The 25,539-nt window shown below is 51.3% G+C and carries 22 protein-coding genes and 1 riboswitch; of the genes, 17 read left to right on the top strand and 5 right to left on the bottom strand.

From position 1 onward, the window contains the following. Positions 1-138 precede the first annotated feature (138 nt). Complete coding sequence (locus tag LDL70_RS02670; protein WP_225686823.1) at positions 139-2,082, top strand: glycosyltransferase family 2 protein; 1,944 nt, start codon at positions 139-141, stop codon at positions 2,080-2,082. A gap of 225 nt (positions 2,083-2,307) precedes the next feature. After that, on the top strand, positions 2,308-3,615 hold the full coding sequence (locus LDL70_RS02675) for an ATP-binding protein (protein WP_370637758.1): 1,308 nt from the start codon (positions 2,308-2,310) through the stop codon (positions 3,613-3,615). Between the two features lie 29 nt (positions 3,616-3,644). Here LDL70_RS02675 and LDL70_RS02680 read toward each other — a convergent pair whose 3' ends face one another. Beyond that, complete coding sequence (locus LDL70_RS02680; RefSeq protein ID WP_225686825.1) at positions 3,645-4,913, bottom strand: GNAT family N-acetyltransferase; 1,269 nt, start codon at positions 4,911-4,913, stop codon at positions 3,645-3,647. Between the two features lie 333 nt (positions 4,914-5,246). Between LDL70_RS02680 and LDL70_RS02685 the strand changes: the two genes are divergently transcribed. After that, complete coding sequence (locus LDL70_RS02685) at positions 5,247-6,245, top strand: glycosyltransferase family 2 protein (protein ID WP_225686827.1); 999 nt, start codon at positions 5,247-5,249, stop codon at positions 6,243-6,245. A gap of 142 nt (positions 6,246-6,387) precedes the next feature. Here LDL70_RS02685 and LDL70_RS02690 read toward each other — a convergent pair whose 3' ends face one another. Further along, positions 6,388-7,683, bottom strand: coding sequence for a lipopolysaccharide biosynthesis protein (locus LDL70_RS02690; protein WP_225686829.1), 1,296 nt, complete (start codon positions 7,681-7,683; stop codon positions 6,388-6,390). Between the two features lie 274 nt (positions 7,684-7,957). Here LDL70_RS02690 and LDL70_RS02695 point away from each other — a divergent pair, with 274 nt between their 5' ends. From LDL70_RS02695 to LDL70_RS02715, 5 genes are all read left to right on the top strand, one after another. Beyond that, the gene (locus LDL70_RS02695) at positions 7,958-9,514 is read left to right on the top strand and encodes a GumC family protein (protein WP_225686831.1); all 1,557 of its coding nucleotides are present in this window, start codon (positions 7,958-7,960) and stop codon (positions 9,512-9,514) included. Between the two features lie 15 nt (positions 9,515-9,529). Continuing rightward, entirely contained in the window at positions 9,530-10,849 is a 1,320-nt protein-coding gene (locus LDL70_RS02700; protein WP_225686833.1) for an O-antigen ligase, read from the top strand. Between the two features lie 44 nt (positions 10,850-10,893). Continuing rightward, positions 10,894-11,625: a polysaccharide deacetylase family protein gene (locus LDL70_RS02705; RefSeq protein WP_213599815.1), complete on the top strand. Its 732-nt coding sequence runs from the start codon at positions 10,894-10,896 to the stop codon at positions 11,623-11,625. A 136-nt stretch (positions 11,626-11,761) separates the two neighbouring features. Next, on the top strand, positions 11,762-13,006 hold the full coding sequence (locus LDL70_RS02710; RefSeq protein ID WP_225686837.1) for a glycosyltransferase family 4 protein: 1,245 nt from the start codon (positions 11,762-11,764) through the stop codon (positions 13,004-13,006). Further along, entirely contained in the window at positions 13,003-14,130 is a 1,128-nt protein-coding gene (locus tag LDL70_RS02715) for a glycosyltransferase family 4 protein (RefSeq protein ID WP_225686839.1), read from the top strand. Before LDL70_RS02710 ends, LDL70_RS02715 begins: the two co-directional genes overlap by 4 nt. Before the next feature lie 155 nt (positions 14,131-14,285). On the opposite strand, the gene LDL70_RS02720 is transcribed toward LDL70_RS02715, so the two are convergent. Next, positions 14,286-14,846, bottom strand: coding sequence for a GcrA family cell cycle regulator (locus LDL70_RS02720; protein ID WP_022711114.1), 561 nt, complete (start codon positions 14,844-14,846; stop codon positions 14,286-14,288). A 606-nt stretch (positions 14,847-15,452) separates the two neighbouring features. On the opposite strand from LDL70_RS02720, the gene LDL70_RS02725 reads away from it, so the two are divergent. From LDL70_RS02725 to LDL70_RS02740, 4 genes are all read left to right on the top strand, one after another. After that, positions 15,453-16,646, top strand: a complete 1,194-nt coding sequence (locus tag LDL70_RS02725; protein ID WP_225686841.1) for an aspartate aminotransferase family protein — start codon at positions 15,453-15,455, stop codon at positions 16,644-16,646. Positions 16,647-16,658: 12 nt separating this feature from the next. Continuing rightward, positions 16,659-17,585 carry an ornithine carbamoyltransferase gene (gene argF / locus LDL70_RS02730; RefSeq protein ID WP_116086858.1) on the top strand — a complete coding sequence of 309 codons (927 nt, stop codon included), beginning with the start codon at positions 16,659-16,661 and terminating at the stop codon, positions 17,583-17,585. 196 nt (positions 17,586-17,781) lie between these two features. Beyond that, a complete protein-coding gene (locus LDL70_RS02735) occupies positions 17,782-18,780 on the top strand; it encodes an Hsp33 family molecular chaperone (RefSeq protein WP_051139033.1) in 999 nt (332 codons plus the stop codon). Continuing rightward, the gene (locus LDL70_RS02740; protein WP_225686843.1) at positions 18,777-19,316 is read left to right on the top strand and encodes a GNAT family N-acetyltransferase; all 540 of its coding nucleotides are present in this window, start codon (positions 18,777-18,779) and stop codon (positions 19,314-19,316) included. The genes LDL70_RS02735 and LDL70_RS02740 overlap by 4 nt, the downstream gene beginning before the upstream one ends. On the opposite strand, the gene apaG is transcribed toward LDL70_RS02740, so the two are convergent. Continuing rightward, positions 19,317-19,727, bottom strand: coding sequence for a Co2+/Mg2+ efflux protein ApaG (apaG, locus tag LDL70_RS02745; protein ID WP_022711120.1), 411 nt, complete (start codon positions 19,725-19,727; stop codon positions 19,317-19,319). Positions 19,728-19,804: 77 nt separating this feature from the next. Beyond that, positions 19,805-21,001 (bottom strand): O-succinylhomoserine sulfhydrylase, encoded by a 1,197-nt coding sequence (locus tag LDL70_RS02750; protein WP_225686852.1) that lies wholly within the window; start codon positions 20,999-21,001, stop codon positions 19,805-19,807. Between the two features lie 89 nt (positions 21,002-21,090). Then, positions 21,091-21,170: riboswitch (SAM riboswitch) on the bottom strand. 152 nt (positions 21,171-21,322) lie between these two features. Between LDL70_RS02750 and LDL70_RS02755 the strand changes: the two genes are divergently transcribed. From LDL70_RS02755 to LDL70_RS02775, 5 genes are all read left to right on the top strand, one after another. Continuing rightward, a complete protein-coding gene (locus LDL70_RS02755; protein WP_213596759.1) occupies positions 21,323-22,414 on the top strand; it encodes a 2'-deoxycytidine 5'-triphosphate deaminase in 1,092 nt (363 codons plus the stop codon). 112 nt (positions 22,415-22,526) lie between these two features. Continuing rightward, positions 22,527-23,372 (top strand): glycosyltransferase family 25 protein, encoded by an 846-nt coding sequence (locus LDL70_RS02760; RefSeq protein WP_225686854.1) that lies wholly within the window; start codon positions 22,527-22,529, stop codon positions 23,370-23,372. A 140-nt stretch (positions 23,373-23,512) separates the two neighbouring features. Next, a complete protein-coding gene (locus LDL70_RS02765) occupies positions 23,513-24,508 on the top strand; it encodes a GlxA family transcriptional regulator (protein WP_225686855.1) in 996 nt (331 codons plus the stop codon). Positions 24,509-24,609: 101 nt separating this feature from the next. Then, on the top strand, positions 24,610-24,876 hold the full coding sequence (locus LDL70_RS02770; protein WP_022711125.1) for a DUF6460 domain-containing protein: 267 nt from the start codon (positions 24,610-24,612) through the stop codon (positions 24,874-24,876). Between the two features lie 72 nt (positions 24,877-24,948). Then, a complete protein-coding gene (locus LDL70_RS02775) occupies positions 24,949-25,443 on the top strand; it encodes a CAP domain-containing protein (protein ID WP_022711126.1) in 495 nt (164 codons plus the stop codon). The last annotated feature ends 96 nt before the right edge of the window (positions 25,444-25,539 follow it).

Genomic DNA, 25,539 nt, shown 5'->3' on the forward strand with positions numbered 1-25,539 from the left:
TTGTATATTGTATTTTTTACAGTTGATATTTTTTTAAAATGATTATTATTGTTAAATTATCGTAAATTTCAAAATAGTTTTGTTTTGTTGCTTCTAATTTAATTGAGTTGATTTTGGTTAAATATTCGCGGGGGCGAAATGACAATACATTTGTTGTTTACACAAAGCTTTATAAAACTCTGCGCAGCATTCTCGGTCCGGCTTGTCGCGGCGGGATTGGGTAAAGCGGATATTATTGCGGCCTTTGCCAGCGCTGCACGGCATAATACGTCTTTTAATGATGAACTCGTGCACAAAGGCGCAATTTCTGAAGCGGCACTTTACAGGCTTTGGGCTGAAGAAACGGGGCTGACTTATGATGATGCGCCGGATGCGGGAGAGGTTTTGTTACGCCCTTTTGACGGGCCGGCTCGTCTCAGCAGTATCCGCCATATATTGATCGCGGGGCCTAAAGGTCAAAGCCTGCTTTATATGGCACCGGATCTTCGGGAATTGGCGATGCTGAAATTCTACTTACGGCAATATCCTGAAATGCGTGAGCGTTTAAGACTCTGTCCGCCCTCTGTATTGGTGGCATTATTGCATAACCGTTATGGCAAAGCCGCTGCCGGACGGGCACAAAAAATGACACCCGCACATCTTTCCGCCAGTCTGGTGCTGAACGGCTGGCAGGGTTTCTGTTTCGCAGGCTTGCTTATCGGGCTGTTATGGATGTTTCTGACGGAGGGCGGTTCCCGTTTGGCCTTTCTCTATTGGGGCATGACATTGTTTTTCTTTGCCTGCGTAACCATTCGCCTTCTGGCGGCGTGGAATGCACGGCCGCTGCATATCAGACCGCTGGCACCATACCGGCTTCATGATCTGCCGGTTTATACTGTGCTGGTGCCGCTTTATAAGGAGGCAGGGATTGTGCGGCAGCTTATACAGGCGCTCAGTGCCTTGAACTGGCCGGTTGCAAAGCTGGATATCAAACTGATTTGCGAGGCTGATGACAGTGAAACTCTGGCGGCGCTGTCACGGCATAAATTACCTGCGCAATTTGAAGTTCTGAAAGTACCCTCTATTGGCCCGCGCACCAAACCCAAAGCTCTGAATTATGCACTGCAATTTGCCCGTGGCGAATATCTTGTCGTCTATGATGCGGAGGACAGGCCGCATCGCGATCAGTTGCTGGAGGCATGGCAGGCGTTCCGGCGTGGTGGCAGTGATCTGGCTTGCCTTCAGGCGCCGCTGGTGATCGGAAATTTCAGCTGTAACTATCTGACGCGCTATTTTTCTTTTGAATATGCAGGATTATTTCGCGGGCTTTTGCCATGGCTCAGCCGTCGTGGTGCCGTGATGCCTTTGGGCGGAACATCCAATCATCTCCGGCGCAAAATACTGCAGAAAGTTGGTGGCTGGGACAGCTATAATGTGACGGAAGATGCCGATCTGGGGATGCGTCTGGCACGCTTCGGTTACAGGGTGGACGTGATTAACCGTCCGACGACCGAAGATGCGCCGGAAAATTATAAGGACTGGAAAACGCAACGCACCCGCTGGTTCAAGGGCTGGATGCAGACATGGTTGGTGCATATGCGCTCGCCAGTGCAAACCTGCCGTCAGTTAGGTGCAGCACGTTTCAGCCTTTACTTGTTATATACAACAGGTCTGCTGTTATCCGCTTTGCTGCATCCCTTTATGCTGGTCAGTCTGATTTGGGGTATTGCTCTAACAATCTCCGGTTATCACGACCAGTCGGTTGTGGCTGCGGTTTTGTTTAATGGTCTGAATTTGCTGACAGCTTATCTGAGTTTTCATTTGCTGTGTCAGAAGACACTGCGTTATGAAGAAAAACGCCGGTATTTTTATCTTTGGGGCGTGCCTTTATATTGGCTTCTACTGTCCGTTGCATCATGGCGGGCATTTTATCAGATGTTCACTGCACCCCATCACTGGGAAAAAACACCGCATTTTCCTAGCCGTATTGAGAGCGGGTTAAAACACGTTGAAGAAGACAGAAGAACTGTGCAGACTTTAGCGGTGCATTATGCACAGGAAGGCATAATCATCCGGCCGGATTGTCACAAAACCGCAATATAAATCATAAATAGTCCGGATGTTCTTTCGGGGCGGACTATGCGCTTTTCCGGAAAAACATTTGTAATCAGCAAAATAAATGTATTCTGTGAAACTGTGCTGCTATCGGAAAGATAATATGCGCATCTGTTGGAATAGAACATAGCAGGCTGCAACAGGGCAGGCATAAAGGCGGCATTCAGATCTATGGTTACCGGTCAGAAACAGCAAGGCGGCGTTTCAAACATAATGGCATCAGATACAGACGGAGAGCGGAGACAGGAGAATAGTCAGCAGAGATTGCTAAAATCTTTGCGTAAATCGGCGTCTTCTTTACTGATAATTTTGCCGTTGTTTTTACTGCTGCGCTATTGGGGCGTTTCCGTATCCCTTGCTGCGGCAGGCTGTGCGCTGCTTTTTATTCTGGTGATTGCTCTGGCGTTTTTCAGTACACCGAAACCAGTTGCGGTTGCGACCAAAACCGGCAAGCGGGAAGGGCCGTTGTCGCGCCTGTCCGGTGAGCGGCTTGCCGATTTTCTGCCTGATCCGCTGGTGCTTTTTGATACGGATGGTACGATCCTTTATGTCAATCATGCGGCTCGCGAAGCCTTCCCGCCACTGGCTCGGGATGCGTCCCTGTATTTATGTTTTCGCTCGCCGGAAATGCATTCACTGATACAGGGGATTATTGCTGACGGGCAGGCGCGGTCATCGGATTATCTGGAGCGGCTGCCGTTTGAGCGCTGGTATCGCGCTTCCGTCATGACTTTTGAAACGGCAAAAGGCGAGGCAGATTGTTTTATCCTGATCTTCCGCGACCAGACGGAGTTACGCCGTATTGACCGTATGCGGTCAGATTTTATTGCCAATGCCAGTCATGAATTGCGCACGCCTCTGGCTTCATTGCGTGGTTTTATTGAAACGCTGCAAGGCCCTGCGCGCGACGATGCCGTTGCGCGCGAGCGTTTTCTTGGCATTATGCAGACACAGGCAGACCGCATGTCGCGTCTGATCGATGATTTGCTGTCTCTTTCCCGTCTGGAAATGAAGGCCGCTATTCCGGTAAAAGAACGCATTGATATCGGGCAGGTGCTGAGCCATGTGGTGGAGACACTGGCACCTATGGCCTCCGGTGTTGGCGTAACCATTGAATGGACAAAGCCGGATCATCCGGTCTGGCTGCCCGGCGACAGGGACGAGCTTATTCAGGTGTTCCAGAACCTGATTGAAAATGCCTGTAAATACGGGCAAGCGGGCAAGCGTGTTATTGTCAGCCTTGATGAGCAGGGTGGAGAAGCAGCACCAACCACTGCAGATGCATTGCGTGGCTTTTCCGTCAGCGTAGAGGATTTCGGCCCCGGTATACCGGCTGAGCATTTACCCCGTCTGACCGAGCGTTTTTACCGTGTTGATGTGGATAGCAGCCGCGCCCATAAAGGCACGGGTTTGGGGCTCGCCATTGTTAAACATATTCTGACCCGTCATCGCGGAAGGTTGATCGTACGCTCGCAGCTTGGAAAAGGCGCTGTATTCACCGTCGTATTTGCTGGGTCATAATCATAGGGTGCGATCCGCGGGCTGGCTAATCAGCGTTTAACGCCGCGGATCAACTGCCATTTCAATGGCCGCAGAGCCTGCCAGAATGACGTGCCACGCAAACGCGCCATTATTTCTTTATGTGCTTCATAGAGGCGGCCGCGCAAGGTGGCGCAGACGGTGAGGCGTTTGAGCGGAATGGTCAGATCACAATTCTGCAATTTCCAGTCTTCGTCACCAGCGCCAAGATCAAGGCAATTATAGCCTTGCTCTTTCAGGTCTTTGATCAGCAGATAATGCAATACATGGCCGGGGGAATATTTCGCCCAGTTTTTCAGATTAGAAGCAATCATGATGCCGTAATAATGTGGCCCGCTGACCAGTCCCCACATACAAGCGAGAATTTCACCATTCAGTTTCAATGCAGAAAAATGCAGCACACCGGCTGATTGAAATACCCGTGTTGCTTCATTGAAATAGTGAATTTTCTCAGGATATTGCTCAAATCCCGGTACATGCGTTTCAATAAAACGCTGTTGTTTTTCCCGTAACATGAAGTCCAGCAATGCCTGATTTTCAGCGTCATTTTTCGCGATAAAAAATTCGCAATCGCCTAATTCATGGAGGCGGCGGAGTTTGCGCCGGATAATTTTCGGGCGCACGAGGCTCTGCTGTATTCTGTCCCAGTCATGAGACAATATATTGGCATGGCTGTCCGCTGAGTTGCTCTGATTGGCCAGCAAAAATATCGGATTGGTCAGATTGCCCAGTTTTTCAGGCATATTATTAAAATCGGCAAAATCAAAAGCCGGCAGAGCTTTTTCTATCTGCTGCCACACATTTTCTGCCTGCGCACGGGTCCAGATCATTCCGCAGGCAAAGAGCACGGGCGCATTATAATCGGCCACGCCCTGATCTGTAAAAGACAGGATGCGCGTTCCGTTGCGCACAAAGATAGCCAGAGGCAGAAACATAACCGGTCTGCCGTCTTCTGTGCGAACTTCGATAAGGCACAGCTTGGCCTTCAATGCCGGAGCATAGGTTTCTTCCCAGATTTTCAGAAATGTTGTGGTCTGAAAAATATGATAATTCGGACTTGCATGGCTGTGCAGTTTGCCGGGCCCGTTTTTTTCAGCGGCAGGCCAGTCGCCGGAAACATCGTCAACGGACTTAAAATAGCGGATCTGATAAGTCGGGCATAGGGAGATGTGCGGATCAGAACTGAGGGCAAGATATTCGCTTTTAGGCACCTGAGCAGGTTCGATCAGGCTTAAATCCGGCTCTCCTCGGGAAAGCTGTATCGAACTGATTAATGCCATGCCGCTTTGCCCTGTTTTGTTCAATGATAGTCAGGCGTGATACTGAAAGCCGTTTTACGTTTGATTGAAGCTGAGGCGACTCTGGCAGAATTGTGTAAACAATGTCCTAGGGAAAAATTTGAAACACAGAATTATTATATCGCTTTGCGGATAAGCAAAAACAGGTCGTTGCTTTGTAGTATTTGAGTGAGTTTTATTTAAGTGAAATAATAATATTAAGGCATTTTGAGAATATAGTCTGCCAGCATGTTCCATGGCCGTGTTAATTGCATTTTATATGTCTTATGCCTATATGCGCGTGATAACCCGATGCTCAGACAAGCAGGATGTAAGATGGCGGTCTCAATCATTATCAAAGCATTGAATGAAGAACGACGGATTGCCGCTGCGCTTGAAAGTGCTCTTGCGGCTTTGCCTGACGGGCAGGGTGAGGTTATTCTGGCTGACAGCGGTTCCCGCGACCGTACGATTGAGATTGCAAAGCAATATCCTGTAAAAATTGTTCAGATTGAAGCGCCTGCCAAAGCCAGTTGCGGATTGGGGCCTCAATTGGGCTATCAGTATAGCAGCGGCTCTTTTATCTGTCTGATGGACGGTGATACAGAACTGGCACCGGACTTTATTATCGAGGCGCTGAAATATCTGGAAGCAAATCCGCGCGTTGCCGGTGTTACCGGCCATGTGATGGAGCGCAATAATGAGAGCCTTGAATATGTCCGGCGCGGCTTGCGGAAAACCGCGTATAAAGCAGTCGGAACGATCGACCGTATTAATTGCGGAGGACTTTACCGGCGCGAGGCGATAGAAGAAATCGGCTATTTGTCTGACCGTAATCTGCATAGCTATGAAGAATATGATCTGGGTGTGCGGTTGCGTGCCAAAGGCTGGACATTGTTTCGTCTCGACCGGCGCTTCGTGTATCACACGGGGCATAGTGCCAATGCATACAAGCTTCTAATTAAGCGCTGGCAGTCAAAATATATTCGCGGCATCGGAGAATTGCTGCGCTCGGCAACGGGCAAGCCACATTTCAAAATGTTGTTTGCCGAATTGCCGGAATTGCGTCTGTGGATGGCAGTCTATGGATGGATTATCGCTATGCTGCTGGTGCTGGCTGTCTTGCCAACCGGTATTGCGCTATTGATTGATCTGGCGATGATTGCTGCTGCAGTAGCTTTGATGAGTGTGAAACATCACAGTTTTTCAATCGGGCTCTATTCAGTTACAGCATGGTTTTTCCATGCAGCGGCACTACCGCTTGGCTTTTTCACGCCACGCAAAAATCCTGCTGCTATGATCGAGAGCAAAATCATTCAGGAAAACAAGCATTAGAGCATTTCACAGTCAAGTTGGATCAACTTGACGCCCGTGATAATGCGACCAAATAAAGAATTGAGACGCGAGCGCTATGATCCAATCTGGACGTAAACCGCTCTAGAGCGACGGGCACCTCTTCGGGTGCAATAAGGTCACTCTAAACTGAACTCTGTTTTGCCCTGCGCATCAAGCGCAACAGCACCAGCCATGCGCAGATGGCGATAGAGATTTCAATCAGATAGATCGAAATAAATGTACCTGTCGGCGGCATCAGCCATGTGGCAAATGCCAGTATCGGCGCGCCGATTATATTGCCGGTGTTAAGAATAGCCGCGCGATAGCCGTGCTCACCGGCGGATCCCATTACCTCGACGCTGACAGACCATAATGCATAGAAAATAATGACCCAGCACAGCACCTGCGTAAAATATACCATGGACTGATATTCCTGACCGAAAATCAGTGGCAGATATGGTGCCAGAAAATAAACAAATGTCGCCGTGAAAACGGAGATACCCAATGCCATCAGCGTGGCTTTTTGTGCCAGAGGCCAGGCTTTGTCGATGCCGTTCGCACTCATTTTGGCAAAGCGGGGATAGAGCAAACGGCTCATGGCATCAATATTCAGATAGCTGCTGTCGACAATCCGTCGTGCAACGCCGTAGCTGCCGATGACTGCGGGGGAGAGGAGAAGACCAAGCAGCAGCAAGTCGATATTCTGGCGAATGGCGCGGAAGATGAACGGGGTGGCAAAGAAGATACCGAGTTTGATTTCCTCACGCATAATATGGAAGATGGGCTTGCCCAGCCGCATTAAAAACAGCCAGTATATTCCGGCAACTAATACGTGGCAGGCAAATTGCCACCAGGCCCAGCCGTTAATGGTGCTGACGCCAAACACAACACAAGCCAGAACCGCCGCAAGCGTACGGGCAAGGGCGAAGCCGACCACAGAGAGATTGGCTGCTTTGAAATTGCTGTGTCCGATATAGACGGTCTCAGCCAGCAAAATCATGCGCAGCAAGACAATATTGGTGACAAGATAGAGAAAGAGACTGATCGCGTTGGTAACAGGATCAGGTGAAAATTCGATCCAGTAGGGCAGGATAAGCATTCCGGCAGCTACGAGCAGAGCACCGCTGATACCGATCAATATCAGATTGTGACCGAGCATGACCGGATATATTTTTTTATTCTGCGCCACGCGCCGCAGCAGGCTTTCAGCGCTGCCAATGCCGCAAATATGCACGACAATGCTGGTGATTGCCATGATAGTGATGAACATACCAAATTCAGCCGCGCCGAGAAAACGCGCGAGAATAGCAAATGTCGCAAGCTGTGCTACACTTGCCATGATGAGGCTGCCGCTGGAAGCCATATAGGAGAGGAGCGACGGTAAATATCGTCGGATACGTGCAGACATGCGGTTGTCCGGCAACTCCGTTTCACTCATAGTTTTATTTCCCTTGTCGCAGCCTCTCTATAGCATTTTCCTGTGAAAGGGAACAATTTTAGACCGATTTAGGCCGGAAAACAAAAAGGCAGGGAAGCCTGTTATTAATTATTATAAGTAAAATTTAAAATAATGCTTTTCATGGAATCTAATACTTAAACTATGCCGATGAGGCTTTGTTAACCTTTTTTTTTAATATCTCTGTTACTGCATAAGTAGATACAGCAATTGAGCCCTCTATACGGGTTTTGCCTCAAGCTATTAGAGATGTCTGATGTATACGCTGCAAGAATTAGCTAAAAAAGCCAAACCCGCGTCTGCCGGCAGCCGTGGTGCAGAAGCTGTTTTGCAGCCGGGTACAGATATACGAGCCTCTCAAACCGTTTCTTCTCCTTCGCAACAGGATTATGCAGACAGTGACGAGGCGCGTTCTGCACAGCGCAGCTGGGTTTTTCCGGTTGTTGGTTTTTCAGATATTATCAATTGGTTGCTGCGCTTTTGGTGGCTGATCCTGCTGCTGGCTCTGGTGGGAGCAGCTGTCGGCATAGGTTTTGGTAAAACCGCCAAGCCGCGTTTCACTGCGGGTTCGGATATCATTGTTGCACCATCAAATTTGCAGGTTGTGCCGAATGATGTTTATGCCACCAGTATGCAGGCAGAAAGCCAGCTGATGGATATTGAAAGCAAGCTGCGCTTGCTGACATCCGGTAATGTGATGCAACGGGTGGTCGACGAACTGAAATTGCAGGATGATCCGGAATTTAACGGAACAGAGAAAACATTATTCTCCGGTCTTCTGGGTGAGCCGAAGAAGGATGAAGCAGTTGATCCGCAGCAGGCAAAGAATATTGCAGCCTTGCGTGAATTGTCATCGCGTGTTGAGGCCCGCCGTCCGGAACGTTCTTATCTGATTAATCTCACTGTCTGGGCGCGGGAGCCTGAAAAGGCCGTTATATTGGCAGATACTGTCGCCAAGGCCTTTCAGGATGAAGTTGCGCAGAATGAGCGGGATGGTGCCGCACGCGCTGCCCGTGCTTTGACAGAGCCGCTGAGTGAGCTGAAAAAAGCTGCAACTGAAGCCGAAATGAAAGTAGCGCAGTTCCGCAATGCGCAGGGACTTCAGACCGGTAATACCGGTGAGCTGGTCAGTGCACAGGCTTTGACAGAAATCAATTCGCAGCTTGTCGGCGCTCTGAGCCGTCAGGCCGAGGCAAAATCCCGTTATGCAGAACTGACCAGTGCCGGCAATCAGGCTCTGGATCCGTCCGGTACATTGCAATCCCCGACGCTGACTGCATTGCGCACACAATATGCGACCCTGAAACAGCGTCTTGATGCTATGACCATGACTTATGGTCCGCGTTATCCTGAACTGGCCAGCACGCAGTCGCAGATTACAGGTCTGCAGGCACAAATTTCGCAGGAAACGTCACGGATTTTACGTGCCGCAAAGCTGGATCTCGATCAGGCAAATTCTGTGGTTGAAACTTTGCGCCGTCAGATTGAGACTGCACGGTCAGCGGTTTCCCTCGATACGGATGCACAGGTTACGCTGAATGATCTTGAACGAGACCGCCTGACAAAGACAACTCTGTACCAGACCTATCTGACCCGTGCGCAGGAAATTGCCCAGCGCCAGCAGATCGATGCGACTAATATCCGTATTGCTTCACCGGCCTTGCCGCCGAAAAGCCGTTCATGGCCTCCGGGTACAGCTCTTCTTACTGTTGCCGGTGCCGTTGTCGGCGGTGGTCTTGGTACGGGTTTGGCGTTGCTTTTCGGATTTATCGGTCTCTTACGTGCACAGTCCCGCGCTTCTTATAAAAAATAGTGAAGCAGGTTGCAGATGATCCGCACCTCCAGCATGAGCGATATAAGGGGTTTTCTTGCTGCGACCTTATTCATGGCGCAGTTCTTTTACCTCTGGGTGACGATCGAGCCTTTTCCTGCGGAAACGGCTTCGGCGGCGGCTGAAGGCGGCTCAAGCCTGTTTAATCAGGTCGTTTCCTTGCTGCTCTTTGCCAGTGCCATTTGTTATGTTGCCCTTAGCCCGTTAAAGAAGCTGGTATTGCAACCCAGACCTTTAATCGTGTTGCTAGTGGTATGGATTTTACTCGCGGCGCTTTTCTCTGCAGAGCGGGTTGAATCCTTAAAACAGCTTATTCTTTCCTGCATCATTATGCTCAATGCCTCGGTATTCCTGCTATTGCCGCGTTCTGAAGAGCAATTCGCCAAAATGATTATGGTAGGGCTGTTTGTCATGCTGGGGCTTGCCTATTTCGGTGTGATGTTCAAGCCGTTAGTGGCTATACATCAGTTCAGTTCCGAATTGGGCGACGAGCAGTTAGGGAACTGGCGCGGTCATTTTGCCCATAAGAATGTTGCCTCTGCAGCCATGCTGGTCAGTGGTTTCTTCGGGCTCTACCTGAAAGATAAAGGCTATCACCTTGCGGGCTGGCTGATCCTTGTTTTGTCGGTGTTCTTCTTGATGCATACCGGCGGCAAGACATCGACAGCCATGTTCCCGATGATCCTGCTGATTGCCTATGTTTTCGAGAAAATTAAGTGGCTGCGTGTGCCGATTGCTGTCGGCGGTGTGTTAACGATCAATTTTTTAACGGTCGGCGCTGCATTGATACCGTCTGTCTATGAGTTTATTACATCGCTCGGCATTGATGCCAGTTTCACCAACCGTTCGGATATCTGGCGACTGGCTGTAGGGGCAATTGCTGATAGGCCATTGATCGGGCACGGGCTTCATGGTTATTGGTTGACTGACGCTCTGGTTAATAATGATACAGTGGAAAACTGGTCTCCGCGTGCTTTTAACGGTCACAATGCATGGGTCGATGCGTTAATTAATCTCGGTGTTATTGGTTTTTTGCTTGTCTTTATCTGGATTTTAGTGCTGCCATTACTTTACATCAGGCGGATTTCACAGCAAAACCTCTATACGCCTGTTGTGCGGCTTTATGTACGTATCTGGCTTTACGGTTTGTTTGGGGGCGCGCTTGAAAGTGTATTCTTTGAAACCGGCAGTTTATTATGGTTCAGCGTTATGATGGCTCTGTTCGGCTTGCGTTTGCAGGCATTGGCAGTGCCGGTTCCTTATGACGATGCGCCCTCGCTTGCGTTCGCATCAGGCAGTATCGGAGTGACACGGTGAAGCACAAAATTAAATACTGGGTCGCTCGTTTACAGGCACGGCTGATGTCCCGCCTCGCTCCTAAAACACTTCATGTGCCAACGGATCATGCGGTGATCACGTTCACTTTCGACGATGTACCCGACAGCACTTTGTATTATGGCGCGGCCATATTGGAAAAATACGGATTGCGCGGAACATTTTATGTGGCCGGAGGGCTCGCCGGTACATCAGAAACCAGCCGTAAACTGATTACAGAAAGCGGAATTCGTGAACTGGCGGAGCGCGGGCATGAAATCGGATGCCATACATTTTCACATGCGAATGTTGCGACACTCAAGGATGCGCAGTTGCAAAGTGAGATTGACCGAAACCGGTCATTTCTGAGCCGGATTCTGGGAGATAACAAAGGCGGACATGGTCCGAAGTTTAATTTTGCCTATCCCTATAATGCGGTTTCCTATTTTGCCCATCGGCGGTTGGCGCGTAATTACCGTACTTGCCGCGCCGGAGAGAACCGGATCAATCGCGGGGCAATAAGCCCGCAAATGTTGTATGGTATGGAGATCCGCCAGCCAGAGGCACATTCATTACAATTGACGCGGGAAATTGATGCGGTGAAAGCGCAGCCGGGCTGGCTGATCTTTTTTACGCATGACATTTCTGAAACACCGACATCCTATGGCTGCACACCGGCGACCTTTGAAAAACTGGTTCAATATGCGGTGCAAAGCGGATGTGAAATTTTAACAGTTGATGAAGCACTGGATGATTATGCATCTGCACATGCTGTGTGATGTGTAAAATTTATAAAGCTTTAGAGCGCCAGACACCCATTGGGTGCACAAAACTCGCTCTGACACTTTAAAGTGAGAGCATAATTTCTGTTCCAAGTTTAAGAAATTATGCTCTCAGGCCTGCTTGAGGGAACGCATGACCTTAGATGAGAAGCAGATGCGTCTGCTGGCAATTAATAATTATTTTTACCGGCGTGGCGGGGCGGAAGCGATCTTTCTCGATCATATGAGCCTGTTTGAGGATATCGGCTGGGATGCCGTGCCTTTTGCCATGCAGCATCCGGAAAATCTGGCTTCAGACTGGTCACGCTATTTTGTATCTGAAATTGAATATGGCCGTGAAAGCTCTGCGCTGACCAAGGTTAAGCAGGCTGCCAAGATCATTTATTCCCGCGAGGCGCAGCAAAATCTGAGCCAATTGCTGGAAGCCGCGAAGCCGGATATCGCTCATGCGCATAATGTCTATCACCATTTGTCACCGTCAATTTTTGCGACGCTGAAACAGCATAATATTCCGGTTGTAATGACCGTGCATGATCTGAAACTGGCCTGTCCTGCTTATAAAATGCTGGTTGACGGTCATATTTGTGAACAGTGCAAAGGTGGCCGCATTTATAATGTTGTTGCCAATCGCTGCATTAAAGGGTCGGTTTCGCTCAGCGGGCTGGTTTTTGTCGAAACTGCCGTTCACCGGATGCTCGGCCTTTACCGCAATAAAGTTGATCGCTTTGTGGTGCCGAGCCGTTTCTACCGTGAGAAGCTGATTGAATGGGGCTGGCCGCCAGAGCAGCTGGTCTATATTCCGAATTTCGTGGAAACGGATCATCTGAAGCCGGTTTATGAGGCGCAGGACTATCTGCTGTTTGCCGGTCGCCTCGCACCGGAAAAAGGTCTCAAGACGCTTATCACTGCAGCGGCAAAATCCGGTGTGAAATTGGTCATTGCCGGTACGGGGCCTGATGAGGCCGAATTGAAAGCACTGGCAGCGGAACTCAATGCGCCGGTAGTTTTCGCCGGTTATGTGACAGGTGAAAAGCTGCATCGTCTGATCGGAGAGGCAAGGGCGCTGGTTCTGCCGTCTGAATGGTATGAAAATGCGCCGGTCAGTATTCTGGAAGCCTATGCGCTTGGCACACCGGTGATCGGCGCGCGCATGGGCGGTATTCCGGAGATGATCCGTGAAGGCGAGACTGGTCTGACTGCCGAGGCCGGTAATGCCGACGATCTGGCTGCACAACTAAGCCGCATGGCTGCTATGCCACTTGCGGAGCGTAACCGGATGGGACTGGCCGGGCGCGAGTGGATTTTGAATGAATTCTCCGCTGAAGCCTATCGTAATCGTATGCTCGCTCTTTACGCTGATCTGGGAGTAAGCGCATGAGTAAGCGTCCCAAAGTGATGATGCTCGGTCTGCGCGGTGTGCCGCAAGTGCAGGGCGGTGTGGAAAAGCATGTTGAGGAGCTTGCCCGCGTTTTCGTTGAGAAAGGCTGGGATGTCGAAGTGCTGGGGCGCAAACCCTATCTGACGCAGAAAAAGCCTTATCAATGGGAGGGTGTGCAGGTCACGCCGCTTTGGGCGCCGCTTTCCACGAAATTTGAAGCGATTGCCCATACATTTCTCGGCGTGCTGGTGGCGGTAGTTCGTCGACCTGACATCCTGCATATTCATGCAATCGGCCCCGCTTTACTGACCCCTTTGGCACGTTTATTCGGGCTTAAAACCGTCGTCACCCATCATGGTTTTGATTATAACCGCGATAAATGGGGCGGACTTGCCCGCAAAATGCTGAAAACCGGCGAATGGGCAGGCATGCGTTTTGCCAGTCAGCGGATTGCCGTTTCCCGTCATATCGCTGAGGCCATGGCAGAGCGCTATCATGTCTCCGCACAATTTATTCCCAATGGTGTGACCTTACGGGAAACCGGTGGGGCAAGCGCTGTGTTGCAGACATTCGCGCTGGAGCAGAAGAAATATGTGGTGATGGTTGCCCGTATCGTGCCGGAAAAGAACCAGCATGATCTGATTGCTGCTTTTGCTGCCATGCAGGCTGCGGGTTTTCACACGGATAAGAAACTGGCGATTGTCGGTGCCGCCGATCACCAGTCACCTTATGTCGATCAGGTGAAAGCTCTGGCTGCCAAAACGCCGGATGTCGTGCTCACCGGCATGCAGCGCGGCGATGATCTGACGGCGCTTTACAGCAATGCAGTTTTGTTTGTTTTGCCGTCCAGTCATGAAGGCATGCCGATCGCGATGATGGAGGCGATGGGCTACGGATTGCCGGTTCTGGCCAGTGATATTACCGCCAATCTTGAAGTCGGCTTGCCGGAGGCTGATTATTTCCCTCTCGGAGATACGCAGGCCTTAGCAAAGCAGATGGCTGAAAAACTGGATCAGCCTTTCAGTGCAGCGCAGGCGGCTGAACAGAGTGCGGAAATTGCAAAAAACTATAGCTGGTCTGGAATCGCAGATCAGACTTTGGCGGTTTATCAGCGCCTGCTTTAAGTTTTGCGCGCTGAGTGGTGCAAAAAGCAGTGCATTTCCTGCTTTGCCTTTGCACTATATACGGATGAATTAATGCCGCTTGCGCATGATACGCCGGATATCAAGACAATAAAAAAGGCGCTGAAAAGCGCCTTTTTTTCTGAATGTATTTCCGCTTAGCGGGCGCGGCGGCGCTCTGCAGTCGGCTGGAAAGCCAGCTTGGAATGATAGCTGCAATAAGGGCTGGATTCACCGGATTCATGACCGCAGAAGTGGAAATCTTCGTGCAGCGGATCACCGACCGGCCATTTGCATGTGCGTTCTGTCAGCTGCAGCAGGGTCAGGTGACGGGAAATCGGCACAACAACATTTTCATTGTGACGGATAATCGGTTCCGCAACGGCATCAGCCAGAACTTCTGCCTGCAGTGCTGCGGCACCGGAGGTTTTCATCACTGTGGCACGCATTGTCGGCTGCGGTGCACTTGCACTGCCGGATGACATGCTGCTGCTTGATGTTGTTGTCGGGCGTGGTGCAGCGACCGGAGCGGGAGCCGGTTTCTTGCTGCGTGGCGCGGCAGTTGTTGTTTTGCCGCGTCCGGATAGTTTAAGCCGGTGCACTTTCCCGATCACCGCATTGCGGCTGACGCCGCCCAGCTGGGCTGCGATCTGGCTTGCACTCAGACCTTCACTCCACAATTTCTTGAGAAGCTCGACGCGTTCATCTGTCCAGTTCATTGTGGCTCAGGCTCCGTTCTTTATAATCTTTATAGCGTCCGGCTATCGTTTTTGCGGGCCCGTCCAAGCAGGCACCATATGTACCGGACAGCTGGCGCTGTCGCACTAAATCTAGTCTTACTTTAATATGAAACTACCTTAAGCAAGGACTCCGTGACAAGCGCGGCGCCCGGTGCTGGAATGGTTTTCCCCAACCTTGGAGATCAGCGGGCATTTAATAGACCGGTTTTTTTTAAATACAAGGTTTTCGTGCAACACTTCGGAGTTTATTTCACAAGGGCAGGGCTAAAAATTGACAATTATGGTTGTACCGGTCTGTTGTTCAGGCCGGATCCCTTGTTGAGCCCCGTGGAAGAAAATTGCGCTACAGCGACATTTTTGCACATTTTAAGGGGGCGGTTTTCACCCCGCAAGGCCGCGGTCTTTGATTGACATTTATATATTGGCGAACAATAGTGCATTGTCGAGCCGCCCTGAGGGCGGCTTTTTGATTTCATCCGCGCGCAACAACCGCTTCTCCGGGGGAGTTTGAGAGAACTCACGGAGACCGGTGAAGACTGATGTTGATGCCCGCTTCAATTTAAAGGCTTTGGAGGCCTTATTGGCATGACGACTGCGACTGTGCACCCGCTTTACGACACCTATAATCGTGCAGCGTTGCGCTTTGAGCGAGGGGAGGGCGTTTGGCTGATTACCGAGGGCGGCGAACGCTATCTCGATTTCGCAGCCGGTATTGCTGTAAATTCACTCGGACACAGCCACCCGCATCTGGTAAAGACACTTCAGGATCAGGCCGCCAAATTGTGGCACCTTTCCAATGTCTATGAAGTGCCGGGTCAGGAGCGCCTTGGTCAGCGCCTCGTCGATAATACTTTTGCCGATAAAGTTTTCTTCACCAATTCCGGTGCCGAAGCTCTGGAATGCGCGATTAAAACCGCGCGCCGCTATCATTTCGCCAATGGTCAGCCTGAGCGTTATCGCATCGTTACCTTTGAAGGTGCTTTCCACGGTCGTACACTGGCAACCATCGCAGCCGGCGGACAGGCCAAATATCTGGAAGGTTTCGGCCCGAAGGTTGATGGTTTTGATCAGGTGCCGTTCGGTGATGAAGCAGCCCTGCGTGCTGCTATTACACCGGAAACTGCGGCTATCCTTCTGGAGCCGGTACAGGGTGAGGGCGGTCTTCGCTCCTTCTCCAATGAATTCCTGCGTCTGATCCGTCAGATCTGCGACGAAAACGGCCTGCTGCTGATTTTGGATGAAGTGCAGACCGGTGTTGGCCGTACCGGCAAATTCTATGCCTATGAATGGGCAGGTATTGAGCCTGATCTGCTGGCGACTGCCAAAGGTATCGGCGGCGGTTTCCCGATGGGCGCCTGTCTGGCAACCGCTGAAGCAGCCAAGGGCATGGTCGCAGGCGTGCATGGCACCACCTATGGCGGTAACCCGCTGGCGATGGCTGTGGGTGAAGCTGTGCTGGATGTAATGCTGGCCGATGGTTTCTTTGGCCATGTTAACGAAATGGCATCGCAGTTCCGTCAGGGTATGGCGTCGATCATCGATCGCTATCCGGATGTGTTCACCGAAGTGCGCGGTAAAGGCCTGATGATCGGTCTGAAATGCGCCGTGCCAAATACAGATGTAATTACCGGATTGCGCGCCGAGCATATGCTGAGCGTTGGCGCCGGTGACAATGTTGTGCGTTTGTTGCCTCCGCTGACAGTAACGGCAGATGATATGCGTGAAGCTCTGAACCGGATTGAAAAGGTTGCAGCCAAGCTTTCCAAAGCTCCTGCATAACGGTGACTAATAATGGCAAATGATAAGACTTTAAGGCATTTTACCGATCTCTCTGCAGTCAGCCCGCAGGATCTGCGCTTCATCCTGGATGAAGCGCGTGCCCGCAAAGAACGATTAAAAGCCGGTGAGCGCGATAAGCCGCTTGATGGTAAAGTTCTGGCTATGATTTTTGAAAAGCCGTCCACGCGAACCCGCGTCTCTTTTGATGTGGGTATGCGCCAGCTCGGCGGCGAAACAATCATGCTGACCGGTTCGGAAATGCAGCTTGGCCGCAGTGAAACCATTGCGGACACAGCCAAAGTTTTGTCACGTTTTGTCGATGCCATTATGATCCGTACAACCTCTCATGATCGCATGCTCGAACTCGCCGAGCATGCGACCGTGCCGGTTATCAATGCGCTGACCGATGATACTCATCCGTGTCAGATCATGGCCGATATTCTGACTTTTGAAGAACATCGCGGACCAATCAAGGGCCGCACGGTCACATGGAGCGGTGACGGCAATAATGTGCTGCATTCCTTCATTGAAGCTGCGGCGCAGTTTGATTTCCGTCTGAATATTGCAACACCTTCGGGCAGTGAACCGCTGTCGCGTTTTGTTGATTGGGCAAATGCGAAGGGTGCTAAAATCTTCTCGACCACCAGCGCGGAAAAGGCTGTGGCCGGTTCTGACTGCATCGTGACCGATACATGGGTGTCGATGGGGCAGGAAGATAATGCGCGCGGCAATAATGTTTTCATGCCATATCAGGTGAATGCGGATCTGATGGCGAAAGCCAATAAAGATGCTTTGTTCATGCACTGTCTGCCAGCCCATCGCGGTGAGGAAGTGACGGATGAAGTGATCGACGGCCCGCAATCCGTAGTCTTTGATGAGGCAGAAAACCGTATGCATGCGCAAAAAGCGATTTTGACCTGGTGTCTTGAAGGACGCTGATCGCTTCTTATCTATAGGATAACGTATGGATCGGCTGCCCTGATCCTGATTTGAAGATTGAACCACGGCTTGCAGGTCGTATAACGCCTGCGAGCCGTGTGTTATTTATGGTGCAGTGATGCAGCCCCAGTGGCGACACCCGTGGCAGCCAATAAAAAAGAGATAAGTGATGAATAACCAGACCAGTACAGACCAGATGATGATTGATAGCCCGATGCCAGACCATATTACCCTGTCCGGTGATGATGTTGTTGTGCCTTTTCAGGTTGAGGGTCTGGATGTGCGCGGCCGCACAGTGCAGCTTGGTGCGGCGCTGGATGCTATTCTGAAACGCCATAATTATCCGGAAGTCGTGTCTCGCCTGTTGGGCGAAGCCGCGGTTCTGACCGTGTTGCTCGGCACATCTTTGAAATTTGAAGGCAAATTCATCTTTCAGACCCGCTCGGATGGTCCGGTGGATATGCTGGTGGTGGATTTCCGCACGCCGGATGCAATCCGCGCTTATGCCCGTTTTGACGAAGAGCGTGTGGCAGAGTTCGTGGCTGCCGGTAAAACCAAGCCGGAAGAATTACTGGGCAAGGGTACGCTGGCGCTGACGGTCGATCAGGGTGAGTTCACCCAGCGCTATCAGGGTATTGTTGCACTGGACGGCTCGTCGCTGGAAGATATTGCACGCAATTACTTCATGCAGTCTGAGCAGATTGCGACTGAAGTTCAGCTGGCTGTTGCCAAGCTTTTCGAGCGCGGTGCCGATGGCAAAGCGAGTGAACAATGGCGTGCCGGTGGTCTGATGGTGCAGTTTCTGCCGCAGTCCGAATTGCGTGCGCGTCATCGCGATCTGCATGGCGGCGATAATCCGAATGGTGCTGAGGCTGAACAGGCTCCGGTTGAGGATGAATGGCAGGAAGCCCGCTCACTGGTTGCGACCATTGAGGATTCCGAGCTGACTGATCCGCAGGTGCCGTCTGAACGTCTGCTTTATCGTCTGTTCCATGAGCGCGGCGTGCGCGTTTATGAAGGCACGAAAGTTGTCGATCATTGCGCCTGTTCGCGGGACAAGATTTTTGGTGTGCTCAAAGGCTTCTCGGCTGAAGAAATCGAACACAGCACTGAGAATGGCAAAATCTCTGTGACCTGTGAGTTCTGCTCCAGCCGTTATGATTTTGACCCTTCGGAAATTAACGCGCCACAATGAGTGCTGAGCATGACAAAAGTGCCTGCCTGATAAGGCGGGCACTGCCGTCTGATGCTGCGTTGCTGCCGGAGATTGAACGCTCGGCAGCTTCAACATTTGCAGCTGACCCGTCTTTGCATTTTATTCTCGATATGCCTGTCATGTCTGCCGAGCAGCATCTTGATTTTATGCAAAAAGGCCATGTGCTGGTTGCAGAATGCAATAGTGTGCTTGGCGGCTTTTTGGTGGCAGAAACCATGCCGGATGAAGGTTGCCTGCATGTCTGGGAGCTATCTGTGCATCAGGATTTCCAGCGGCGCGGGCTTGGCCGTAAATTGCTGGATGCTGCGGCTGACATTGCCAAAGCGCAGGGCTGCGCAAGTCTCAGCCTGACGACATTCGGCGATATACCATGGAACCGGCCTTTTTATGAAAGCTGCAGCTATCAGGTATTGCCGGTATCGCAATATAATGCGCGGTTCCGTTCCATTGCCGAGCTGGAACAGTCCATCGGCCTGCCGATTGAACGCCGCGTGGCGATGATCAGAACTATATAGTCAGTTCAGAACCGGTCTGTGTCCGGGCATATCGAGCGAAAATGCCGGAATAGTAATGGGGAATAGTTTGCCTTCATCAGGGCTGCCAGCCTCATGATTTTGCATCATATAGCTGCCGGACATCATGCCGGATGAGGTCGTCAGCGGACAGCCGGACGAATATTGATAGCTGTCACCCGGTTTCAGAAACGGTTCTTCGCCAACGACACCGGGGCCGCGCACTTCTTCAGTCCGCCCGTGGGCATCGGTGATCTTCCATGTCCGTGAGCGCAATTGCACCGGAATATCCGAATGATTGATAATCGTTACCCGATAAGCCCAGACATAACGGGATTCATCCGGTGAAGATTGCTCTTCCAGATAAAACGGCTCAACGGTTACTTCGATATTCTCGGTAATTGCGCGATACATAGAGGTTACTCTGGAAGGCCATGGGAGCTGGCTGGATATGACGGCTGCCGGCAAATCAGCAGCCGTCTGATACCAGTTTAGCCTTGAGCCGCTTTCAGTGCAAAGCCAATATCGTCAATCAGATCATCTGTATCCTCCAGACCAATGGAAAGGCGCAACAGGCCGTCGGTAATGCCGAGTTCTGCCTTGGCATCGTCGCTGAGATTTTTATGGGTTGAGGTGGCCGGATGGGTAATCAGGCTTTTTGCGTCACCGAGATTGTTGGAAATACTGATGACTTCCAGCGCATTCTCAAAAGCAAAAGCTGCTTTCTTGCCGCCTTTCAGCTCCAGTGCAATCATGGTTGAGCCGCCGCTCATCTGTTTGGCGATAATGTCTGCCTGCGGGTGATCTTTGCGACCCGGATAAATTACGCGGGCAATGGCATTCTGTTCGGCCAGAAAATCGGCAATCTTAGCGGCAGAGCGGGTCTGTGCTTCCACACGAACGGCCAGTGTTTCCAGACCTTTGAGCATTGTCCATGCATTGAACGGGCTGAGACCCGGACCGGTATGGCGGAAATAATCCTGCAGAACTTCCGTAATCCATTCACGATCAGACAGAACAACACCACCGAGGCAACGTCCCTGACCGTCAATATGTTTGGTGGCAGAATAGACAACAATATGAGCGCCGAGCGCCAGTGGCCGCTGATAGAGTGGGGTGGCAAATACATTGTCAACGATCAGCTTAGCACCGACACTATTGGCAATGCCTGCAATTCTGGCGATATCCATCACTTCCAGTGTCGGATTGGTCGGGCTTTCCAGAAACAGCACTTTGGTATTCGGACGGATGGCGTTTTCCCAGTTCTCAATATTCACGCCATCAATCAAAGTGAATTCAACGCCGTATTTCGGCAGAAGGGTTTCAATGATGTACCGACACGAACCAAACATCGCTTTGGCAGCCAAAACGTGATCACCTGCACGAACCTGACAGAGAATGGCCGCAGCGACAGCAGCCATGCCGGAAGCAGTGGCGCGGGCTTCTTCCGCGCCTTCAATCGCGCACATGCGCTTTTCAAACATATCCGTCGTCGGGTTTGCATAACGGGAATAGATGAAACCCGGATCTTCACCGGTAAAACGGGCCTCGCAAGCCTCGGCGCTGTCATAAACAAAACCCTGCGTCAGAAACAGCGCTTCTGATGTTTCGCCATAAGGCGTGCGGGTTGTGCCGCTATGCACAAGCTGAGTTGCAGGGCGAAGGGTACGAATATGTGTCTTTGTCATCGGTCCAGCCTATATAAAAGGATGGTCGGCAGGGTTCGGGCCACACCGGCCAATAAAAAACCGGCCTTTGCATGAAGACGCAAAAAGACCGGCTCGGAACCGCGGCCATATTTAGCGACTTCTTTAACGTGGCTGCAAGCCGGCCGGCCAAATCACCACAACTGATTTTGTAGGACTGTTATGATTATAATGTCAAGCACTCGATTTCACAGGACTTGACAGCGGGGAGTGAAATCTATCTGTAAATGCGCATATCACAGTAGCCCTCTTTTAACCGTTCAAGGCTAGATTGCGGCAAAATAGTATTTTATGACTGGACAAATGATGACCCGAGATAGCGGAATTTTGGCAGACAGCGATATTGCAGCTCTGTTTGAAACCGGTGCGCTGACTTCAGCGCGGGACTTGGATCACGATCAGATACAGCCTGCCAGTCTTGATCTTCGTCTTGGTGAGAAAGCCTATCGCGTCCGCGCATCTTTCATGCCGGGGCCGGACACACCGGTTGCCAAAAAACTGGAACGCCTGAAGCTGCATGAGATTGATCTGCGTGAAGGTGCGGTGCTGGAAACCGGCTGCGTCTATATTGTGCCGCTGCTGGAAGGGCTGGCGCTGCCATCGGAATTGTCCGCTTCTGCAAATCCGAAAAGCTCGACTGGTCGCCTTGATATTTTCACCCGCGTGATCACCGATAATGCGCAGGAATTTGACAAGGTGCCCGCCGGTTATAACGGCCCGCTTTATCTGGAAGTCAGCCCGCGCACATTTCCGATTGTGGCGCGTACCGGTTCGCGCCTGTCGCAGATCCGCTTCCGCAAAGGCACTGCGCATATCAATGAAGCCGAACTTGCTGCATTGCACGCGGCGGAAACGCTGGTGGCTTCCGCTGTGCCGAATATTTCCAATGGCGGGATTGCCCTGTCGATTGATCTGAGCGGCGGTGAAAACGGCCTGATTGGCTATCGCGGCAAACATCATACGTCTGTTGTTGATGTCGATAAACGTGCGCAGCATGATGTGCTGGATTTCTGGGAGCCGATTTATGATCGCGGACACCGCGAATTGGTTCTCGATCCGGATGAATTTTACATTCTGGTTTCACAGGAAGCCGTGCATGTGCCGCCGCTTTATGCTGCGGAAATGACCCCTTTTGATCCGCTGGTCGGTGAGTTCCGCGTGCATTATGCGGGTTTCTTCGATCCGGGTTTTGGTAATGTCTCTGCCGGTGGCAAGGGCAGCCGCGCAGTGCTGGAAGTGCGCAGCCATGAGGTGCCGTTTATCCTTGAACACGGACAGATTGTCGGCCGTCTGATTTATGAACACATGCTCAAACGGCCGAAAGCGCTCTATGGCAGTGATCTTGGCTCGCACTATCAGGCGCAGGGTTTGAAACTGTCAAAACATTTCCGTTAAAAACTCATAATTTCTTGATTGTATCTCCGCAAATGAACATCTAGTGATACGTCGCTGATGCGCGCCTGCCGGTTTTTGGCAGGAGGCTTTAAGCCATTTTATGGCGGAGACTATGGTGAGAACCTATCTTGTAAATCTTGACGGCAGTCAGGAACGGCTTGACATTTCCCGCGGACAATTGGAGCGCGCGGGTATAGAATTTATCCGCGTTCCGGCGGTGGATGGCCGGAAAAGTGATCCGAGAGCGCATCCGGCCTATCACGAGAAACGCGCTTTGGCGTTTATGGGCTGTCAGGTCAGCGGCGGAGAGCTCGGATGTTATCTGAGCCATCTTAAAGCGGCACAGATGTTTCTGGATTCCGGCGAGCAATACGCAATGGTGCTGGAGGACGATATGTCCGTTCCGGCAGACCTTGCTAAAATGACGGAAGAGCTGCTGTCATGGCTCGAAAAAGACGGGCGTTACTGGGATCTCATTAATATCGGCACAGACGGAATAAAACGTCATACCCCGCTTTGCACTCTGCAGGGGCAGGATCAGCAGCGCAATCTGACCAGTGCGCATTATTTTCCGATGACGACGGGCGGTTTGATATGGTCGCGTGCCGGTGCGCAGAATTTCGTCAACAGTCAGCATGAGATTTTTGCGCCGGTTGATAATTATCTGCGTTTCTGGCTGACAAGAACCAATACAGGTCTGGCCGTTTGGCCGCCTTTAGTCAAAGCGCGCGGCGCGCAAAGTGACATAGATGCGCTAGGAACCGGATCAAGAACGGCTGCGTCCGTTGAGAAACATTTCTTCTACAATCTGATCCGGCAAAGATGGTTTGTGCTCAACAAATTGCGCTCCTACCGGCATTTATGGACAGCACGTCTGAAGCGGCGCCTGAGCGGTAATTCTGCTCTGCCGGTGGCTGATCAGATTGTTTTGCCGCCCAAAATCAGCCCTGCCGAATGAGAGGTCGATAAGAGCGCGTATTGTACTCACAATTCTATGCGCTCTTTACAAAAGCTGTGACGGACTTTATCGCTCAGATTGGCCTGTATGCCGGATGACAGACAGGATTATGCGTTTCAAGGGGAGTGATACGCACGATCATGGCAATGGAAAAGAACCGAACAGTTTTAAACACAGAAACAGAAACACAGCGTCTGACGCTGGGTATTGTTGTTTTGCCCGGTTTTACCTTGTCTGCACTCAGCCTGTTTCTCGATCCGTTTCGCCTTGCCGCAGATGATAAGGACAAAAGCCGCCAAATCCGTTGCGGCTGGAAAATCTGTACGCTCACCGGTCTGCCGGTGGAATCCAGCTCCGGTATGGCGGTGGAGCCAACCGCCCCGATCGGTGCGCTGGATGATTGTGATTATATTGTTGTTGTCGGCGGGGTTCTTCCTCATTACCGGCCGGGGCAAAATACGCTGATTGAAGTGCTGAAACGCGCCGACCGTCAGAAGAAAAATGTCATCGGCCTGTGCACCGCCGCCTTCATTGTGGCTGAAGCCGGATTGCTGGAAGATCGCAATTGCTGCGTGAACTGGTTTCATAAAGACGATTTCCTGCAATTATTTGACGGGTTCACGGCAGATACAACCAGCCTGTTTCATCGCAGTGGCAGGCATTTTACCTGCGCGGGCGGTTTGGGCGCTGCTTCACTGGCACTCTCCATCATTCAGGCGGAAATCTCTGAGGAACTGGCACGTAAAAGCGCTTCTATCCTGATGTTTCCTTTTGAGTTGCTGACATCGGAGCAACCTGCGTTGAGTTTCAACGGCGTGCGTTCACCGATGATCCGCAAGGCAATCCGTATTTTTGAGGAGACGCTGGAAGATCCGCTGGCAATGGCTGAAGTCGCACGCCGTCTTGGGATTTCCACCCGCCAGATGGAACGCGGGTTCCGGTTGGGATTAGGCAAAACCGCTTTTCAGGTGCGCGAGGAATTGCGGGTGCAGCGTGCCAAGGAATTGCTGATGAGCGGCAATGCATCTCTGTTGGAAGTGGCTGTCGCCAGCGGCTTCACAGACACACGCAGCATGAACCGTTCTTTCCTGCGCCAGAGCCAGAACCTGCCGCGTACCTATAAAAACAGCCGCTAAAACCTGAATGTGAAACGCAACCGGTCAATATCCGGCACAGGGAAGGCTTGTCTCTTCAGATATTCGCGCTTATTTGTTGGTCTCAACAAAGGAGTGCTTCTATGTCTGACCGTGCTACCCGCTTTTTGGGCGATACACCGGGTCGTGTCATCGTTAAACTGATACTGGTGTCACTGATTGTCGGCGTTGTGATGCATGCCTTTAACTGGACACCTTATGATATTCTCTGGAACATTCGCGATTTCTTCGTGAGAATCTGGAATATGGGCTTCTCGGCCTTGTCTCGTTTTGCTGATTATCTGCTGCTGGGCGCGGCAGTTGTGATCCCTGCCTTTATTTTGCTCAGAATTATCAATTACAGGAAATAAAATGCATTCTGAAGGCGTGTAGCGGCTTCGGGAATACATCTGAAAAATCCTTCTTTTTATTTATGGTTTTCGATGACTGATACATTGCTGCCTTCTGCGCTGATTTCACGCCGCCGGTTACTGGTTACCGGTGGCGCTTTGTTGCTGAGCCCTGCCATCCTGCCGCTCTCTGATGCTTTTGCGGAAGAGGATGTGGCGGCTATGGTGAATAAAGTGCGCCGCCAGTATGGCGCGCCGCCGATGATGCCGGAAGCAAAGCTTGAAAAGGCCGCACTGCATCAGGCACGGTTAATGGCAAAGCACGGCAAAATCGGTCACAGTATCGGCTGGGGAAACAGTTTTGGCGGCAGGCTGAAACAGGCCGGTATCCGCGGCCCTGCTGCGGAGAATGTTGCATCCGGTCAGAAAGACGTGCCGGACGCACTGAATGCCTGGCTGAATTCTGCTGGTCACCGTAAAAATCTGCTCGATCCGATCTTTACCCGCTATGGTCTTGCCTATGCGGCGCGGGCAGACAAGCCGCATTATCTCTATTGGGCGATGCTCTACGGAGTTGATCTGCCGTAAATTGCAATGACAAGCGGCCGCGACAAATTGCTGTCCTGATGCAGAAACCTGCTGACCATGACAGGAAAACAGGATATGACAGTGCAAGATCTTCTG

It is taken from the genome of Pseudochrobactrum sp. XF203, from assembly GCF_020341615.1.
GTDB lineage: Bacteria > Pseudomonadota > Alphaproteobacteria > Rhizobiales > Rhizobiaceae > Pseudochrobactrum > Pseudochrobactrum saccharolyticum.